The organism is Amorphoplanes friuliensis DSM 7358 (assembly GCF_000494755.1).
In the GTDB taxonomy this organism is placed as follows: domain Bacteria; phylum Actinomycetota; class Actinomycetes; order Mycobacteriales; family Micromonosporaceae; genus Actinoplanes; species Actinoplanes friuliensis.
On the sequence record NC_022657.1, the window covers coordinates 2,601,911 to 2,618,045 of the forward strand.

Annotated in this window: 14 protein-coding genes and 2 pseudogenes; 8 read left to right on the forward strand and 8 right to left on the reverse strand. The window is 67.8% G+C overall.

Translation table 11 applies throughout. The features are described 5' to 3' along the window. Positions 1 to 56: 56 nt before the first annotated feature. Complete coding sequence (locus AFR_RS12185) at positions 57 to 398, reverse strand: hypothetical protein (RefSeq protein ID WP_148307937.1); 342 nt, start codon at positions 396 to 398, stop codon at positions 57 to 59. A gap of 30 nt (positions 399 to 428) precedes the next feature. On the opposite strand from AFR_RS12185, the gene AFR_RS46730 reads away from it, so the two are divergent. The 4 genes from AFR_RS46730 (at position 429) to AFR_RS12205 (ending at position 4,580) form a co-directional block, all read left to right on the forward strand. Continuing rightward, positions 429 to 944, forward strand: a complete 516-nt coding sequence (locus AFR_RS46730) for a hypothetical protein (protein ID WP_158510529.1) — start codon at positions 429 to 431, stop codon at positions 942 to 944. Next, positions 941 to 3,112, forward strand: coding sequence for an esterase/lipase family protein (locus AFR_RS12195; RefSeq protein WP_023360764.1), 2,172 nt, complete (start codon positions 941 to 943; stop codon positions 3,110 to 3,112). The genes AFR_RS46730 and AFR_RS12195 overlap by 4 nt, the downstream gene beginning before the upstream one ends. Positions 3,113 to 3,131: 19 nt before the next feature. Further along, positions 3,132 to 3,986, forward strand: coding sequence for a DUF4231 domain-containing protein (locus tag AFR_RS12200; protein ID WP_023360765.1), 855 nt, complete (start codon positions 3,132 to 3,134; stop codon positions 3,984 to 3,986). An 81-nt stretch (positions 3,987 to 4,067) separates the two neighbouring features. Next, positions 4,068 to 4,580, forward strand: a complete 513-nt coding sequence (locus AFR_RS12205) for a toll/interleukin-1 receptor domain-containing protein (RefSeq protein ID WP_023360766.1) — start codon at positions 4,068 to 4,070, stop codon at positions 4,578 to 4,580. Between the two features lie 176 nt (positions 4,581 to 4,756). Here the strand turns inward: AFR_RS12205 and AFR_RS12210 are convergent, their stop codons facing one another. Beyond that, positions 4,757 to 5,428, reverse strand: coding sequence for a hypothetical protein (locus tag AFR_RS12210; RefSeq protein WP_158510530.1), 672 nt, complete (start codon positions 5,426 to 5,428; stop codon positions 4,757 to 4,759). Between AFR_RS12210 and AFR_RS12215 the strand changes: the two genes are divergently transcribed. Continuing rightward, positions 5,366 to 5,851, forward strand: a complete 486-nt coding sequence (locus tag AFR_RS12215; protein ID WP_023360768.1) for a HEAT repeat domain-containing protein — start codon at positions 5,366 to 5,368, stop codon at positions 5,849 to 5,851. The two genes, AFR_RS12210 and AFR_RS12215, sit on opposite strands and share 63 nt — an antisense overlap. A 234-nt stretch (positions 5,852 to 6,085) precedes the next feature. Here the strand turns inward: AFR_RS12215 and AFR_RS12220 are convergent, their stop codons facing one another. The 6 genes and pseudogenes from AFR_RS12220 to AFR_RS12245 form a co-directional block, all read right to left on the reverse strand. Next, on the reverse strand, positions 6,086 to 8,941 hold the full coding sequence (locus AFR_RS12220; RefSeq protein WP_023360769.1) for a DUF4062 domain-containing protein: 2,856 nt from the start codon (positions 8,939 to 8,941) through the stop codon (positions 6,086 to 6,088). 4 nt (positions 8,942 to 8,945) lie between these two features. Next, positions 8,946 to 9,170, reverse strand: coding sequence for a transcription antiterminator/RNA stability regulator CspE (gene cspE / locus AFR_RS12225; RefSeq protein ID WP_023360770.1), 225 nt, complete (start codon positions 9,168 to 9,170; stop codon positions 8,946 to 8,948). Between the two features lie 155 nt (positions 9,171 to 9,325). Then, positions 9,326 to 10,043 (reverse strand): annotated as a pseudogene (locus tag AFR_RS48790) (IS6 family transposase). 343 nt (positions 10,044 to 10,386) lie between these two features. Continuing rightward, a complete protein-coding gene (locus AFR_RS12235) occupies positions 10,387 to 11,295 on the reverse strand; it encodes a TrbL/VirB6 family protein (protein WP_023360772.1) in 909 nt (302 codons plus the stop codon). Between the two features lie 2 nt (positions 11,296 to 11,297). Further along, positions 11,298 to 11,636 carry a pilin gene (locus AFR_RS12240; protein WP_023360773.1) on the reverse strand — a complete coding sequence of 113 codons (339 nt, stop codon included), beginning with the start codon at positions 11,634 to 11,636 and terminating at the stop codon, positions 11,298 to 11,300. A gap of 266 nt (positions 11,637 to 11,902) precedes the next feature. Further along, on the reverse strand, positions 11,903 to 12,658 hold the full coding sequence (locus tag AFR_RS12245) for a hypothetical protein (RefSeq protein WP_023360774.1): 756 nt from the start codon (positions 12,656 to 12,658) through the stop codon (positions 11,903 to 11,905). 527 nt (positions 12,659 to 13,185) lie between these two features. Between AFR_RS12245 and AFR_RS43550 the strand changes: the two genes are divergently transcribed. From AFR_RS43550 to AFR_RS12265, 3 genes and pseudogenes are all read left to right on the forward strand, one after another. Then, entirely contained in the window at positions 13,186 to 14,382 is a 1,197-nt protein-coding gene (locus AFR_RS43550; RefSeq protein ID WP_023360775.1) for a DUF2637 domain-containing protein, read from the forward strand. A gap of 84 nt (positions 14,383 to 14,466) precedes the next feature. Then, positions 14,467 to 15,368: pseudogene (locus tag AFR_RS45015) on the forward strand (IS5 family transposase). A gap of 174 nt (positions 15,369 to 15,542) precedes the next feature. Continuing rightward, entirely contained in the window at positions 15,543 to 16,121 is a 579-nt protein-coding gene (locus AFR_RS12265; RefSeq protein WP_023360778.1) for a hypothetical protein, read from the forward strand. Positions 16,122 to 16,135 lie beyond the last annotated feature (14 nt).

Here is a 16,135-nt window from a genome sequence, read left to right on the forward strand (position 1 = left end):
TGCCCGGCTCCCGACCGCAGGTCTGGCTCGCGGATATGATCCGCACGATGGCGGAGCTACCCGGCTCCGACCGCGATGAGCTCATGGAACTCCTCGGACTGCGCAGCCCGGCGGCACCCCAGGCCGAGCCAGCTGCCGGGCCGGACCAGCCGGCCGAAGGAGCAGGTCCGCGCCCGCAGCCCGTGCCGGACCGGCAGCTGCCCCGGCTGCACATGATGGAACCGGTGCGGCACGGCGAACGGGTGGCCCGCGAAGCCGACGACGCTGTCCACGACGGCGCTGACACCGGCGCGCCGCTGCCGGCCGGGATCGGACCGGTGCGGCACCGGCCGCTGCTGACCGGCGGGCAGGATCGGCGAGCCCTTCGTGCGGCCTTCGCCCGGCCGCGCCTTACTCACCGGCTCGACCTTGTCCGTCTGGTCGACCGAATGGCGGCCCTCGAACCGCTCGAGCCGCTCCCGGTGGAACAGCACGACGAGCTTTCCCCGGACGCCGAGCTGCTGCTAGACATCGGCTCCGGCATGCGGCCGTTCCACGCCGACCGGGCAGACGTCGTCCGGGCCGCCCGCCGGCTCCTCGGCACTCGGCTGCGCCCGATGCTGTTCAAGCAGATACCGACCCGCTCGCTGGGCACGGGTGCTGGCCCGGTGTGGACGTGGATGCCCTACCGGCCGCCCGCGCGGCGGCGGGCCGCCGTGTTTGTCACCGACCTGGGGCTGGCGACGCCGCTGCCCGACGAACTTCCGGCGGCCGAGTACGAATGGGCGGAGCTCTTTGCCGACCTGCGCAGCCGCGGCGTCGTGCCGGTCGTCTTGTCGCCGTACCGCCCCGAGCGAGCGTCCGCGCGTCTCCGGCGACGTGCGGTGATCGTCCAGTGGGACCGCGGGCTCACCGAGCGGGCCGTCCGCCAGCCGGTCCGGGCCCGGCTTCGGCGTCCCCGATGATCAACGCGTATCTCGACGGCGGGGATTCGGTGACGGTCGCGGCCGGTGAGCTGGCGGTCGCGTTGTCGCCTGCGGCCTTCGTGGAACCGGCGCTGATCCGGGCCGTGCGCCTGGAGGCGCTGCCGCATCTCTCGGTGGAGGCTGAGGCCGACCTGTGGGTCAGCCCGCTGATCCTCGACCGTACGCCCGAGGGCCTCTCATTCCTCCCCGATGTGCTGCCGCTGCTGCACCAGCGGCTGCGGTCCTGGCTGGATGAAGGCGGCGCTCGGGCTCTGCGGGCACGGCGGGCCGCGGCGGTGATCCTCCGACGCGACGCGCCCGAGCTGCGGCTGGTCGCCGAGCGGGTGACGTGGTGGGCGCTGTCGATTCCCGACGAGCGGCTGGCTGCGGCACGGATCGACGACGCCCTGGCTCCGGTGGTGATCGCCCTGCAGCAAGCCGATCGGGGAGTGGCCCGCTGGGTTCGCCGGACGCTACCGACTCTGCCGCAATCCGCACACGCGGCGGCCACCGTACGCGAGGCGCGCGTACGAGCCTCTTCGCTGACCAGCCGGCCGATCGAGTCGCCGGCGACGGCGCCGAGCGAACCCGATCCTCCCCGGATCGAGGTGGCCGTGCGGCGCCGTGGCGGAACGCTGCAGTTGGGAGCGTTTCCGGCCAAGACCGCGCAAGGCATCGAAATGCCGGCCACCCAGCCGCTCTGGGTCGAGGTGGTGGCCGGTGGGCGTACCCGCGTGGTGACCTTCCGGCCCGGCGACACCCGGTCGGTAGACGTCGGGCGGGGCCCAGTCGAGCTGCGCACGCTCAGCGGTGACGTCTACCGTCTGGACGCGGTCAAGTCCAGCGCTCCGGGCCCGGCCGATCCGTTCATCGGGGAGAAGGACATCGTCGTCGTCATCCCCGCGCTGTTCGGCAGCGAACTCTCCCGCGGCGACGAGATCATTTGGGCAGGCGATCGCGACACTCTGCGACAGCTGCGGGCCGTGCGCAACCACACAGCCCACTCGGATGGCCGGGTGGTCCCCAGTGGGCTCCTTCGCAGTCCTCTGCTGATTCCTGGGCTCTGGTCGCTGGGTGGCTACCGGCGGCTGTGGACCGCGCTCGCGGCGCGTGCCGGCGTACAGGAACACCGGAACCTGGTCGCGTTTACCTGGGACTGGCGGTTCGACCTGCAGGTGGCCGCCCAGCGGCTGCTTGAAACGGTCGAAAGACGGCTCGCCGAGTGGCGCGACAAGGGCGGCGGCGATCGCGAATCCCGCGTGGTGCTGATCGGACACGGCGAAGGTGGCTTGATCGCGAGCCACTATCTCGGCATGCTCGGCGGGTGGGACCGCACCCGCCTGTTTGTCCCGATCGGAACACCATTCCGGGGCACGCTGCGAGCCCTCGAGTTTTTGACCAACGGCGCCTCGATCGATCCGGTACTGGTCGATTTCCTGCAAGGCCTCAGCCCGCTGCACCAGGTTGTGCCCATCGACCCGGTCGTCGATCTGGGAACCGGCATCCTGGCCCGTCCGTCGGACGTCGACCTGCCGAGGTACGGGGTCGGCAACAGCCGCTTCCTCGACGAGATCGCCGGGCCGCCGTCGCCGCCGGCCTCGAGCGTCGTAGCGCCGATCGTGGGAATAGGCCAGGCCACCGCGGCCACTGCGCAGCTGGTCTCCGGGCGCCTGCGTATCCGCACGAATGCGGACGGCGACAGCGTGGTGTCGATCGCGTCCGGTCAACCGCCCTACCAGGTCGACGATCGGCGGATCTTCTTCGCGCCGGGCCGGCAGGGATACCTGCCGAGCGACCCCCGGGTGATCGACTATCTAAGTGCGCTGCTAGATGCCCGTGACGTTTCATCGCTGGGCCGGACGAGGACGCCGTCGGCACCGCTCACCGCATCGATCGCCATCGCCGACCATTTCCGGGCCGGCGAGCCCGTCACCGGAATTCTCCGCGCGGAAGGCCGCAGTGACATCATGCTGCATGTCAGCGAGGTGCATACCGACAGGCGGGTTCTCGAACGGCGCATCGTCCTGCGCAACGACCAGACCCCGTTCACGCTCAACCTGCCCGCAGCGCCCGGTCTTCTCCTTCGCGCCAGCGTCGTGGTCGACGGCCGGCCCGTGGCCGACGCGGACTTCATGATCGTGCCGCCTGATCCTGACAGCCTCGCATGATCACCACTACGCTCTCCGTATGACGTCGAGTCTTGAGGCTGCCTGGGCACAACAGAGTCTCTGGTCGCAGGCCGCCACCAAGCTGAAACGGCGGCTGCAGACGACGCGGCGGGCGGCGCTCGGACTGGCGATCGGCGGCGCGGTGCTGTCGGCCACCGCGGCCACCGTCGGGCTCGAGTCTGCACTCGGAAAGGTGTTCGCGTTCGCCGGAGCGGTGCTCGTCGGGCTTTCCGGGCTTGCCGGCAACGCGGCCGGGCCCACGACGATGCGGGACTGGACCCGCGTGCGATCAATCTCCGAGGCGCTCAAGTCAGCGGTCTACATGTCGCTCGCCGGGTTCCCGCCCGCCGACCTGGACGCCGAGATTCAGGACCTCGAGGCCGGTGCGGACGACCTTCGGCAGTACAAGGTCGGCATCGAACCGAAGCAGCGGCCGCTGCCGTCCATCCACGACCTGGAGTCGTACCTGGAAGGCCGGGTCGAAGCCCAGATCATCGGCTATTACCGGAAGAACGCCCGCAACCTCGCCCGTACGCTCGAACGCTTCCGTCGGCTCTCCATCGGATTGGCGATCACCGGCTTGCTGCTCGGCGCCGCGGCCGGCACCTGGGAAATCGATCGACTGGCCGGATGGGTGCCGGTGGTCACCACGATCGGCGCGGCGGTGGCGGCATACGTAGCCGCTGAGCGCTACTCGTATATGCTGCTCGAATACTCGCGGACCGCCGACGAACTGGCACGCATCCGGCACCGCCGTGGCCGGGCGGCGTCGATGACCGATGAGGAACTGGTCCGGCACGCCGAGAACGTGATCTCCATTCAGAACGAAGGCTGGATGGCCAAGCTCAACGAGGCGGACGAGCCGGCACCCTGATCTGAGTACGCCTCGATCTGGCGCCTCTTGAGGTTCGATTAGGACACTAAGAAGTCGGCGTCGGTGCGGTAGTGTTCGCTCATGCATAGGCATGTGTTCATCTGCTACCGGCATGACGGCAGCAGTGCAAACTATGTCGAGCGGCTCGCGGGATATCTGGCGACCCACATCATCCCATGCTGGTATGACCGCGAGGTGGTGTCCGGCGACCGCTGGTCTAAAGTTCTGCGGCAACAGGTTGACACGTGCGCAGCCATGATCGTTGTGATGACGCCTGCTGCCGAAGAGTCCGAATGGATTGAACGGGAGATCTCTCGAGCCCAACAGCAGGGAAAGCCTGTCATGCCGTTGCTGTTGAGCGGCCAGGTGTTCTTCCGCCTGAGCGACCTCCACTACGAGAATGTCACCGCCGGTCGGATGCCGAGTGAGTCCTATTTGGCAGCGTTGCGCAACCACCTCAAGGGAGGCTATCGTTCCGCCGACGCCGTCGGCGGGCATTCATCGGAGCAAACTGGCCAGCAGCGGATGCATTCGTCACCCGCCGGGACAGTGGGAACGATTGCCACGCGAGTCCTGCGGCAATTTTGTGCTTGATCTCAGTCTCTGTCGTTGCATTCGGAGTCGACATAAGCAGTCCGATATTGATCGCAGTAGCCACAATGCTGCTATTCATATCATTTGCCCTGGTGTTCAGGCGCCTTCGACTGGCCTTTTTGCGAGTACTGCGCGGCTTCTACTAATGGCATGACAGGCCTGCTGGCAAGGTGACGTCACCGGGCGGGACGGCGTCGGCCCGCGCCGGTGAGCCGCGTCGCTACGCTTATTCGGAGTCGGGAGAACAGGCCTTGTACGGGACCTGCGATCCGACCAGCCTGCCAAGTGTAGTAGGCCGCCACACCGTATCCGGTGACCGCACCCACGCTGGTCTCGATCAGCGCTCTACCAGCTGCTGCGGCCGCGTTGATGATGATGAGCAGGTCGAGCAGGTCACTGATCATCCCGGCGGTGACGTCGACGAGGCTCTTTACGGCCTCGGCCGCCTGCATGTACCGCTTGTGGTATTGGGCGCAGGCGTCGTTGAGACCGGTCGCGGCCAAGCCAAGGGCGACCTGGAATTCCTTTTCGGCTTCGGCGGCCTTGCATCGCCAGACCGACGGCACGTCTTTGGTGCCAGCGAGCAGGTTGCTGCCGATGTCGGCGGTGGCGCCGCCGATGTGGCCCATGGCCATGGCGCAGTGGGTGTAGAACTTCCAATCGCCGCCGATGATGGTGGCCCACCGGCAGTGGCCGTCGCGTTGCTTCAACTCGATGGCGATGGCGTACTGGCCGCTGCCGGGCGCCTGGCCGCTGACGAGAATCCAGGGGTTCGCGCCGCGGGGATGAAGATTGCCAGTTCTGCTTGGACCGACGCAGGTTTCGACATGCTTACGATCGGAATTCATGATTCTGATCCGCAGGTGCGTCAGGCTGCGGCGGAGAGTCTGCGAGGGTACGACGAGGATCGGGCCCGGGAGCTGCTGGTCACGGCAAGCAATGACTCGGTTGCCCAGGTACGCAAGGGCGCCGCCTCTGCCTTGCGCCAACCCGACGACCGGTCGGTCGCTACTACGCTTCTGCGTCTGGCGGAGGACCGGGATCCGAGCGTACGCGGGATCGCCGTGGAGTCGTTGGGCAGTGTGGGCGGACTTGAGGCTCTGCAACAGCTTGTCCGTGCGCTGCGCGTGCCCGACTCGTTCGAACGGATACGCGCTGCGGCCGGTCTCGGTGAGCTGCTCGACGATCGGGCGGTCGAACCGTTAGCTGTAGCGCTCAAGGACCCCCAACCGGCGGTCGCCGTGAGGCGGCGAGCGCACTGGGTAAACTGACCTGCAAGGCCTTGAGGTAGTGAGCCTGCCTAAGTGCACTGCGGCACTCGCGGCACCGTGGAAAGCCGGCTAGGTGACAGAAGTTTGCCGGAGCACCGGAGCACCCTAGGCGAAGGACCGACCGGTGCCAGTCACCTGCCGACCGGCGCCCAGGCACCTGCCGCGTGACCAAGCTCGATGCCTACTCCGCGGGCCTGTCGCGCTGATTTCCCGGGCCACGCCTGGCTGGCGCGGTCAAAGAAAGCTTCGCCCGTATTGTAGGGCTTCGCTAGCAGTGCTTAAAAGCGGCACGGTCCGCTCGTTGTTACCGGTCGGCGCGAGCGGCTCGAGGGACGCCCCGAGCCGGGTCAACAGCGCTTCTGCCTGCCGCAACTCATACCGGTAGCTGAATTGGGGGCCGTCGGCCCACGCCTGCCGTCGTGCCTGCTGCGCCTGCTCGATCGCCTCATCGAGCTGGCGGAGTTCGGTGAGCGCCATCGCGCACAGGTAGTGCGGACGATCGAACAGGTGTAGCCGCGGCATGCGGGCGAAGCACTCCGCCACCGTCTGGGTGGCCTCTGCGCGCCCCAGCTTCGCCAGCGTGACGGCACTCTCGATCGGTATCGCCTCTTGGCCGCCGATCCGGCGCAGGCGATCGATCCGTTCGGCCGTCGTGGCTGCGAGACCCAGATCGCCGGCTTCCAGAGCGATGCGAAATTTGAGCGTCGAGAACGCCAGACGGCTACGCCAGTCGACGTTTCCCTTCTCCAGGTGGTCGAACGCCGCTGACGAGAATGTCCGGCCCGACCGGAACTCCGCGACCATGCGCCAGTAGCGGACGTCATTGGCAAACCACGGATTGGCGTCGGACTGGGCGCTCGTCGCAATGTCCTGCAGGGTCGCGCGTGCCGTCGCGACATCGTCGTTGAGCAACACGAGGATCGCCCGCCGCAGCGCCAATGTAGGCAAATCTGCGTTGGCGACGTCGGTCTCCCCGGTCCCGAGGATGGCAACCACCGCGGCGTGCCGGGCCAGCTGGCCGGCGGCCCGGTAGAACGCCGCCAGGCGGCCCAGCGATCGCCGAATCTCACCTTTGTCGGCGTCCGTCAAGACTAGGTCGAGGTTGATCAGCTCCATCTCGATAGCCTGGTCGTGTTTTCCGGCCATGTGCAGCGCGAGCGAGTGGTCTGCCCGGGCGCCGATCACGTTGGTGCGCCGGAACGGCTCGAGTAGCTCGACTACGCTGGTGTTGGCGCCGAGCTGCAGCAAGAGTGGTTCCATGAGTGATCGGTTCCACAACGCGTACGCCTCGCCGTACTGCTGGGCGCCGGTTAGTGCTCGGAACAGCGAGATTGTCTGCGTCCGGTCCTCCACGCTCGACACCGTGCCAGCTTCCTCTGGCGGCAGAGCCTGGAAGTGGTCCCGGATGCGAGCGTGGGCGCTGAACTTGTCGGTGCCCTCCAGTCGGTCGTAGGCAAAGGCCCGGACGATGGGGTGCATGTCGTAGGTGTTCATTTGGCGGTTCCACCACAGCAGACCGCGCACCTCGAGGTCGCCGAGCGCGGCGTCCAACAACGCGCCGGCGCGGGCCTTCGACAGGCCGTCCGCCGCCAGCGGGTTGATGCTTTCCAAGACGTCCCAGTGTACCGTTCCGGACAACGCCGAGATCCAGCTCAGCAGCCGTGCGGTGCCGGGCTCAAGGTCCCGCATTGCCGCCTCGAGGATGTGATGTCGTCGCCTCGCCAGCTTGGGGTCGTCTACGCGGAACGACTGCCCGGCAAGCCAGGCGCTCAGGTTGCCCGGCGCCGGACGGTAGTTTCTCGCAAGGCCGGCCACGATCGCGATGAGCAGCGGGTGGTTGCCCAGCCCGTGCAGGAACGAAAGGGCCTCTGGCCCCGCGGTGACCTCGAGCCGGGTCAGCAGCGCCCGGACATCGGCGGCGAGCAGACCGGGAAGTCGCCAGCGCTCAACGCGGGGGAGTAGACCGCCGCTAGGCCCCTCCAGCGCGTCTGGCACCATACGAGTGCTGATCAGCACTTTGGACGGGGAAGCGTGCACCAGCCCGCGCACGAACTCGTAACCCAGGGTGTCGATCATCGAGTGCTTGTTGGCGCGGCGGTCGGCCTCCACGTCGTCCTCCGTCACCTTCGACGGGTCGAACTGGTGGTACGCCGTGAGCAGCCGCTCGAAGCCGTCGAGGACCAGCAGGTACGCGCCGCGACGCAGCTTGGCATCGACGAGGAGCGGCAGCTCGTCGCGGCCGATGCGGGACTGTTCCTTGCCGGACGTTAGGTAGCTGAGCAACTCGCGCAGGAACCGTTCCATCGACGGCGAGCCGTCGTAGAAGCTCCACCAGAAGATGCCGGCGGGCTTCATTACGGACTTGGCCCGGGTGTTCGTCCAAGCCCAGGTCAGAGCACTCTTTCCCGTCCCGCCAATCGCTTCGACTACAAGCACCGGGTCGTCCGAGCGTGCCCAGGCGTCCAGACTGCTGAGGTCGGCACGCCGGCCGGTGAAGGGAGTACCGCCTACGTAGGACGGCATAGCGCACAGGTGCGGCGGTGAGGGTAGCGTGCGGTCTTCGCGGAACCAGGGGCCGCGCACCTTCGCCGCCTTGACCTCAGCGCCTTCGGCCGTCGGCCGGTATGGCATCAGCGCCTCGTAGAGGTCCATGCGAAAGTTCTCGAGACCGGCGAACTTTTTGACGGTGTGTGCCGTCTTTACCCGTGTAATGAAGCGCTGCAGTGCCGCCAAGTCCTCGGCATAATGGCTTAGGGTAGCCGCGCTGCGGGGCGGCCCGGACCACGGGAACCCGTCGGTGGCGACATAGGCCAGCACGGGAACGCCCTGCTGCATCGCCCAGTCGTACTCGAGCTCCGTGTAGGACCGGTCATAGCCGGCCGGGCGCACGCCGTAGCGGTCCGCCAGCAGCAAGATCAGCACCTGAGCTGACCGGATCTTGGCCTGGCATACCTCTAACGGCGGCTGGTCGTCGGCGGTAAAGCGTTCCATGGCGACCGGCGTGATCTCATGCCGGCTGCACGCGTCCGTGGCCGCCGCACGGTAGTCGTCCAGAGATCCGGAGGCGCTCGAGATGAAAGCGTACGTCAACCGATCAGGCGATCTCGCGTGATGCGCCAAGTGGTCGCACCTGCGCGGCCTGCGGTCCCTTTTGACCCTGAGTGATCTCGAACTCGACCCGCTGATTCTCGTCGAGCGAGCGATACCCGTTCGTCTGGATCGAGGAGAAGTGGACGAAGACGTCAGCACCGCCACCGTCCGGTGTGATGAAGCCGAAACCCTTGTCGGAGTTGAACCACTTGACCGTTCCCTGCGCCATTTCAGTCTCCCGCGAGCGCGCCCGACACCTCTTTCGTCGGTGGCAAGAGTGTAGCGACTGGCGACCACTGAGGCGAGAAAACGATTCGGGCCGTTAGCGCGGCGTTGTTGCGTTGCCGAGATCAGCGGGCACGTTGAGCTCGGTGCGGACGGGTGTCAAATCCTTTTTGCGAGTTCGGTGAACGCCGCGGCCATCCTCAGTGCCGGGTGGGCGTTGACTTCGAGTTCGTAGTGGCCGCGGCGCAGGTTCTGTACGGAGGCGTGACCGGCGATCACCACTTGTGCTGTCCGATCGGTCCGCAGGCCGCGCTTGGGTCTCAGCCGGCGTTTGAGCTGACCCTGATCGGCTTCTATCCGGTTGTTCGTGTACTGCTCGACGTTGTGCCCGCCGCCGGCGCCAGTTCCTCGAGCACGGCTGGGTAGACAGGTGCGGCGTCGGTGACCCCCTCGTTCGGGATGACCTTCAGCGTTCGAAGCGCTCGCGTGAGAACCGGCGAGCGGCTGCGGCGTCCCGCCGGGTCGAGAGCAGCACGTCGATGATCTGTCCGTGCTGGTCGACCGCGCGGTAGATGTAACGCCACGCTCCGTTGACCTTGGCGTAGGTCTCGTCGACGAACCACCGGCCGCCTGGCGCGTGCCGTGCGAATCATGCGGCGTCGGCCGGCAGCGGGGTAGAACGCTGCACCCATCGATAGGCAGCCTACGTGGTCGACGTCGATCCGCGCTCGGCGAGCAGTCCCTCGACGTCGCGGTACGACAGGCCTTAGCGCAGGTATCAGCGCACCGCCACCACGATCACCTCCGGCGGGAACCGGAACCCGGCGAACGCCGAGCGGGGATGAGACCAACGACGAAACCGAGCCGCGGACTTCATCGGTCAACCCGGCCCGACCATCCAACCAGCCGACTTAACAGAGCCCACCAAAGTCCGCAAGGCCACGTCAGGCTCTGCCACCGGCACCCGCTACTGCGCCTACGGCGCCACCCGATCGCCCGCTTCACCCGCTCGGGCGGTCATCGGGTCATGGGATGTAGGGACACGGAGCGCCCGCACGGCGCTGCTTCGCGTCTGTCACGCATCAAGCGATGTCCAGCACGACGGCTGCAGAGCCGAGCAACACCACGCGGCTGGCACCCTCGCGCGAAGGCGCACCACAGCGACCGGACTGAGAAGGTTGAACTTCATCGGTGTTCCTGTGGGAACACCACATAGGTGCTTAGGCTACAACCGGCCACACAGGGCTACCAGATTGCGGTGCCATACCCTGACAGATAGGCATGCTGGTGGCCCGCCCGGCGTTGCCGCCGAAGCTGCGGCTCACCCATTTCGGGACCCGGATGACCAGCCAGAGCAGGAAGCAGGTCATCAGCAGGTTGAACAACCCGCTCGGATCGTGCGGCAGGCCCAGCGCCGGCAGGCTCGCCTCGCCGCTGAGCAGGGTGGCCACCGCGGTGCGCAGAGCGACCGCCTGCAGTACCTGGATCAGCAGGCACCCGCCCAGCGCCCGCCACCAGGTGCGCGCCACCGGGTCGGTCTGCGGCAGGGCGTGGCAGAGCAGGGCGATCGGGGCGACCGCGCCGGCCACGATGAGCACCGACAGGCGTCCCAGCCAGCTGATGACCAGCAGCACCAGCAGCACGGCGAGCTCGCGCAGGACCAGCGCCACCAGCAGTTGCTCGGGGTTGCCGGCGACATCGGTGATGATCCGCTTGATCTGGGCGAACGAGTCCGGTGAGCTCAGCGGGTCACCGGTCAGCGCCGCGGTCAGCGCGTTGGCGGCGGCGATCGCCGTACTCAGGATCGGTGTGGACAGGTTCGCCGCGGCGAAACCGATCAGCATCCGCGGCAGCAGTTCCTTGAGCGAGTACCGGTCCTGCACGGTCCCGTGGGTCATCGCCAGGAAACCGACCACGGTCACGATCAACGCCAGGCAGGCATTGGGCGCCAGCAGCGCGCGCCGCGACATGAAGGAGACCTGCGGCAGCCCGGTGACGTCCGGGCTGGTGAACACCGTGTTCGACAGCAGGCTCAGCACCCAGTTCAGGGCGGCCATCGTGCTGGCCGTCATCCAGGTGACGACCCCGTCGATCATCGCGTTGATCAGGCCTGCCGACCAGGCACCCATCGTCAGACCCCGAGGATGCTCTTGACGATGGCCACCACGACCGGGGCCAGTGCCGCCAGGGCGTAGCCCAGGATCGCCGACTTGAACGCACCCTTGGCCTTCTCGATCTCGCCGGGGTCGCCGCCGGCCATCACGTAGCGCACACCGCCGAGGGTCAGGAACAGAGTGGCCAGCACCGCGAGGATGCCCACCAGCCAGCCGGTGGCGTTGTTGAGGATTTTGGTCAGCTGGGTGGTGCCGGCGTCGGCGGCGTACGCGGGGCTCGCGAGCACCGCGAAGCCCAGCAGCACCACCGCGGTCGAGACCATGGCACCGGCGAGACGGTTGCGGATGTGCTGCATCGCAGCTCTCCTCCATAGGTGGCAGCCCTCAGCGGGCTGCGGCAGCGGGTGAAGGCCTGCGGGAGGCGGAGTGGGAGCCGTTCTCCCTTCCGTCCGGTGCGGTGTCGTGGCATGCGTGACCGGGTCCAGCCGGTCCGCGCTCCCGCAGGCGGTGCAGGGCTCTGGAGATGCAGGAGCGTCTGCGATCGGGGAAATGCCGGCGTGTGAGAGCGGGCGCGATGACCGGCACCGCTCACCCGCGCTCACACGCGGTCACGGCGGCGGGTTCAGCTCTGCAGGATTTCGCCGAGGCCGAGGTCGCCGGACTGGATCGCCCGGCGCAGCCGTAGTTCTGCGCGCCGGCGCCGGCCCGCGACGGTGTTGGGCAGTTCCCCGAGCCAGGCGGCGACATCCTTGACCTGCAGGCCCTCGAGGCGGGTAGCGCCGATGAGCTGGGCTTCGCTGCGGCTGAGCACTCCTGCGGTGACGGCGTCGGCCAGAACCAGATCGGGGTGTCCCCACGGCGGGCGGGGGCTGCGCGATGCGAACGGTGCCCAGCTGCCGGCCTCGACTCCGGCGCTCTGGAACGCCTGGCGCACGCCGGCCTTGCGCCCGGCGTCGATCAGCCGGGCGCACAGGGAGCTGTCGTGCAGGTCGACCTTGCGCAGCGCGCTCACGAAGCCTTCGGCCACGGCGGACTCCAGATCGTCGCGGTCGCTGCGCCAGGAGGTGCCGAGTTGCCGTACGGCGCGGCGCAGGCCGGGCATCGCCATGCCGATGGCGGCGACCAGCCAGCTCGAGTGGTCTTCGCGGGCCCGGCGGATCAGTTCGCGCCACACCACGTCGCGGGTGTGCAGGCTGACGGCCGGGCGCAGCAGCAGATCGCGCAGCGGCATCAGCAACAGCCGGCCGGCGGGCAGGTCGGCGCCGAGGTCGGCGCCGTCGAGGTAGAGGTTGGTGGGTTCGGCGGCGCTGCGGGTGAAGACGTACTGCGCGACCTGCAGCGCGGAGGTCGAATACAGGGGACGGGAACGAACGGCCATCTCGTGCTCCGAAGGCGAGGGCCCGCGTCATCGCACGGCGCGAGCGGAGCACCCATCAACGCCCGGCCGCTGTCACAGCACTCTGACGCCGTGCGCTCATGCCGTCGCTACGCCGATCGCGTCGTAACAGAGCAAAGTCGCAGCTCAGAACCTCTTTGTGATCGCAGTGACCGGCGGATCGGTCACACCGTGGCAGTGCCCTGAGTTCGGCCCGGAGCCCTGACAGCTGCAGGTCAGCCCGTCGTGAGACAGCGTGTTGCCGTGTCAGACGGCTCGAGAGGCCGATGCGCCGGAGGTTCAGGCCGGGTCTCGTGCGACAGCTTCCACGGTGGCTGTGGCAAGTTCCCGCCCATCGTGGCGTCCGCAGCCGTGTGAGTGCGTGTGACTCCGTGTGAGCCGATCATGGCGACCGTTGCCATCCGGGCGCTCTTACGGTGACCTTGGCGCACTGTCACACCGCACGGGTCTCGCGGGAACGGCAGGCGCCGCCTGTGCCGATCCTTCGCCGAGCACCCGGGAGGCATCCGATGGCCGCTGGTGGCATCACCGCACTGCGCAACCTCGCCGCCGGTGCGGTGGCGGGGATCGCTGCCTGGTCGTCCTGGTATCACATGTCGCATCTGGCGCGGCTGCACGGTGAGCCGGCCGAGGTTGCGGTGGCGCTGCCGTTGACGGTCGACGGGATGCTGATCGTGGCGACGATCGTGATGGCCGATGACAAGCGCCGCTACGGTGTGGTGCGCCCGGTCGCGCGTATCGCCTTCCCGATCGGTGTCATCGCGTCGGTCGCGGCGAACATCGCCGGCGCCGACCCGACGCTGTGGGCGCGTTTCATCGCCGCATGGCCGCCGATCGCGTTATTGCTGATCGTCGAGATGCTGGCCCGCCCACCGGCGGGATCCGCCGCCGTACCTGCCGGCACCGAGCAAGGTCCGCGGCCGGGAGAGGCGGAACCCGTGGTACCGCACACGGCGATCGGCGAAGTTCCGCCGCAACCCCAGGTTCCGCCGCAGCGGGAAGTTCCGCCCGCCGCCGGGGGAGTCGGTGTTCCGCGACTGAGGCACCCAGCGGCGTACCCGGAACTGGTTCCGCTACCGCCACATGTCGTATCTGCTGCTGCCGGAACCTCCGCCGGCGGCGCAGCTGGGCATCGGATGCCCAGCAGCAACTCCTCCCGAGAGGAGCAACTCACCGGTGGCCAGAACGTCGATGCGACGCAGGTTCCGGTTCCGCTCACTACGGGTTCGCAGGTGCACCTTGAAGTACCGGTTGCGGCGGAACTTGCAGGTGTCGAGGCGGATGGGGAAGTTCCGTCGGCGGTGGGGCCGGCCGGACGCGAGGCCGGCCTGGTTGCGGCGGAACCACTTGCTTGTTCCGACGAGGCACCCAAGAAGTTCCGGTCGGCCCTGGCCCCAACAGACAGAGCAGCTGCGGACCGGCTGCACGTCGTCGCCGATCTGCGCACTCCTGAGCGGCCTGCGCACCGTAGTACCGGCGAAGGTGGATCTGCACCACAGCAGCCGTCGGCGCAGTCAAATTCGGTCATCGCCGGTGCTGACGACAACTGCGGGAAGCGGACTGCCGGTGACGTCCGCCGACCGGCGGCGACCACGCGCCAGCTGGCACTGACGATCATGCAGGAGGAACCGAAGCTGACCCGCGTCGAGGTCGCCCGGCGGCTGGGCGTCTCCACGCGCCGGCTTCGCGAGGTCCTTGCCGGCTGAACCGTCACCACGGCCCGACTTGCCAGCGCTTCCTCGAAGACCAGCGGCGACTAGAGCGAATCTGATGGATCATCGCGGTTGTTCATGATCGATCGTTGGTGTGTTGTGGCTGGTGATCTGACTGATCAGGATTGGGAACGTCTGGAGCCGTTGCTGCCGAGCATGGACCCGCAGCGTGGCGGCCGATGGCGTGACCATCGCCAGGTGATCAACGGGATCCTGTGGCGGACCGAGAACGGCGCGAAATGGCATCAGGTCCCGGACCGTTACGGGCCGTGGAAGACCTGTTACCACCGCTTTTCGCAGTGGGAACAGGACGGCACCTGGGCCAGGATCGAGAAGCGGTTGTAGAGCGACGCGGACGCTGCAGGCGACCTGGACTGGCGTGCGCAGGTCGACTCAACCGTCGTGCGTGCCCACCAGAACGCTGCGGGCGCTCGTAAAAGGGGCTGAGTCCGGCCGAATCGCGGGCAGCTCAAGGGATCGGCCGCTCCCGAGGAGGCCTGACCAGCAAACTGCATCTGCTCGCCGAAGGACGCGGCCGGTCCCTGGTCACCCGAATCACACCGGGACAGGCCTCGGACACCAAAGAACTCGTGACGTTGATCGACGCCGTCAGCGTGGCCCGGCCCGGCGGACGAGGCCGCCCGCGTAAGCGTCTCGACCACCTGACCGCGGACAAGGCCTACGGCTCCCGGGCGAATCGCCGATCGCTGCGCTCGCGCCGGATCCCGCACACCATCCCGGAACGCGACGACGTTCTGGCCGGCCGCGCTCGCCGTGGTGCTCGCGGCGGTCGACCGCCGATCTTCAACCCCGACCGGTACAGGGACCGCAACCAGATCGAGCGGGCCTTCAATCGACTCAAACAGTTCCGGGCCGTCGCGACCAGGTATGACAAGCTCCGCGACCGCTACCACGCCACCGTGACCATCGCCTCGATCATCATCTGGCTCCGCGCCAACCCTGACAGAGCCCACCCATGATCCGTCAGATTCGCTCTAGGGCACGCTGCGTGTATTCGTACCGCAGCCCCCTGACACGGACGCACATCTTCAGCGGTGCCGTCATGTGTGAGAGGACGCTCGGCAATTCTGAGATGCATGCGTGAACCCGGACAGCGCGGGCGCCGAACCTGCCATGACCGATCACCGCGGTCCGTGCCCACCGACAGCAACGACGAGCCAGGTACCTATGCGATCCCTCGTGCGGGGCTGCCCTGGCTGGTGTGCGTACCTGCGGGCACAGGCACGGACCTGTCGCCGCAGCTGGCGCAGCTGATCCTCGACGTCCACACCGCCGTGGGCGACGTCGTCGTCGACATCGACGACGACAGTGCGTTCGCCGCGGCTGCTGCCGAGACAGGCCGCAGGCACCATGCTCTTGGTGGCGCCACGGGTCTGAATGCCTTCGGTCACGCCGCCGGCTACATCGACCTGCTGCTCATGCACTGGCCGCAACCCAATGCCGACCCACGCTGGCTGCTGCTGACCTGCCGGACGCTGCGGCGCAACGAAGGCTGCCTGGTGGTGGCGGTCAAGGCCGTGAATCAGCGGCGTGTCGCCGCCCTGAGCGCCCTGACCGGTGCGGCGCACACCGCCGGTCTGAACCTGGTGGATCACATAGCCGTCATCGACCTGTCCGCCGACAACTTCCTGACTCAGCCTGGAACAGCTGCGGAGCGGACGCCCCGGGTGGATGCTGACCTGCTCGTCTTCGTTGCGGCCACGCCGTCATGAAATGGCGACAGCGC

Excerpts from the sequence above, each read along its gene's own strand:
- AFR_RS43550 (WP_023360775.1), top strand. The coding sequence starts at position 13,186 with ATGGCCGCTGGTGGCATCACCGCACTGCGCAACCTCGCCGCCGGTGCG.
- AFR_RS12235 (WP_023360772.1), bottom strand. The coding sequence starts at position 11,295 with ATGGGTGCCTGGTCGGCAGGCCTGATCAACGCGATGATCGACGGGGTC.
- AFR_RS12200 (WP_023360765.1), top strand. The coding sequence starts at position 3,132 with ATGACGTCGAGTCTTGAGGCTGCCTGGGCACAACAGAGTCTCTGGTCG.
- AFR_RS12240 (WP_023360773.1), bottom strand. The coding sequence starts at position 11,636 with ATGCAGCACATCCGCAACCGTCTCGCCGGTGCCATGGTCTCGACCGCG.
- AFR_RS12205 (WP_023360766.1), top strand. The coding sequence starts at position 4,068 with ATGCATAGGCATGTGTTCATCTGCTACCGGCATGACGGCAGCAGTGCA.
- AFR_RS46730 (WP_158510529.1), top strand. The coding sequence starts at position 429 with ATGGCGGCCCTCGAACCGCTCGAGCCGCTCCCGGTGGAACAGCACGAC.
- AFR_RS12210 (WP_158510530.1), bottom strand. The coding sequence starts at position 5,428 with ATGAATTCCGATCGTAAGCATGTCGAAACCTGCGTCGGTCCAAGCAGA.
- AFR_RS12215 (WP_023360768.1), top strand. The coding sequence starts at position 5,366 with ATGAAGATTGCCAGTTCTGCTTGGACCGACGCAGGTTTCGACATGCTT.
- AFR_RS12195 (WP_023360764.1), top strand. The coding sequence starts at position 941 with ATGATCAACGCGTATCTCGACGGCGGGGATTCGGTGACGGTCGCGGCC.
- AFR_RS12245 (WP_023360774.1), bottom strand. The coding sequence starts at position 12,658 with ATGGCCGTTCGTTCCCGTCCCCTGTATTCGACCTCCGCGCTGCAGGTC.
- cspE (WP_023360770.1), bottom strand. The coding sequence starts at position 9,170 with ATGGCGCAGGGAACGGTCAAGTGGTTCAACTCCGACAAGGGTTTCGGC.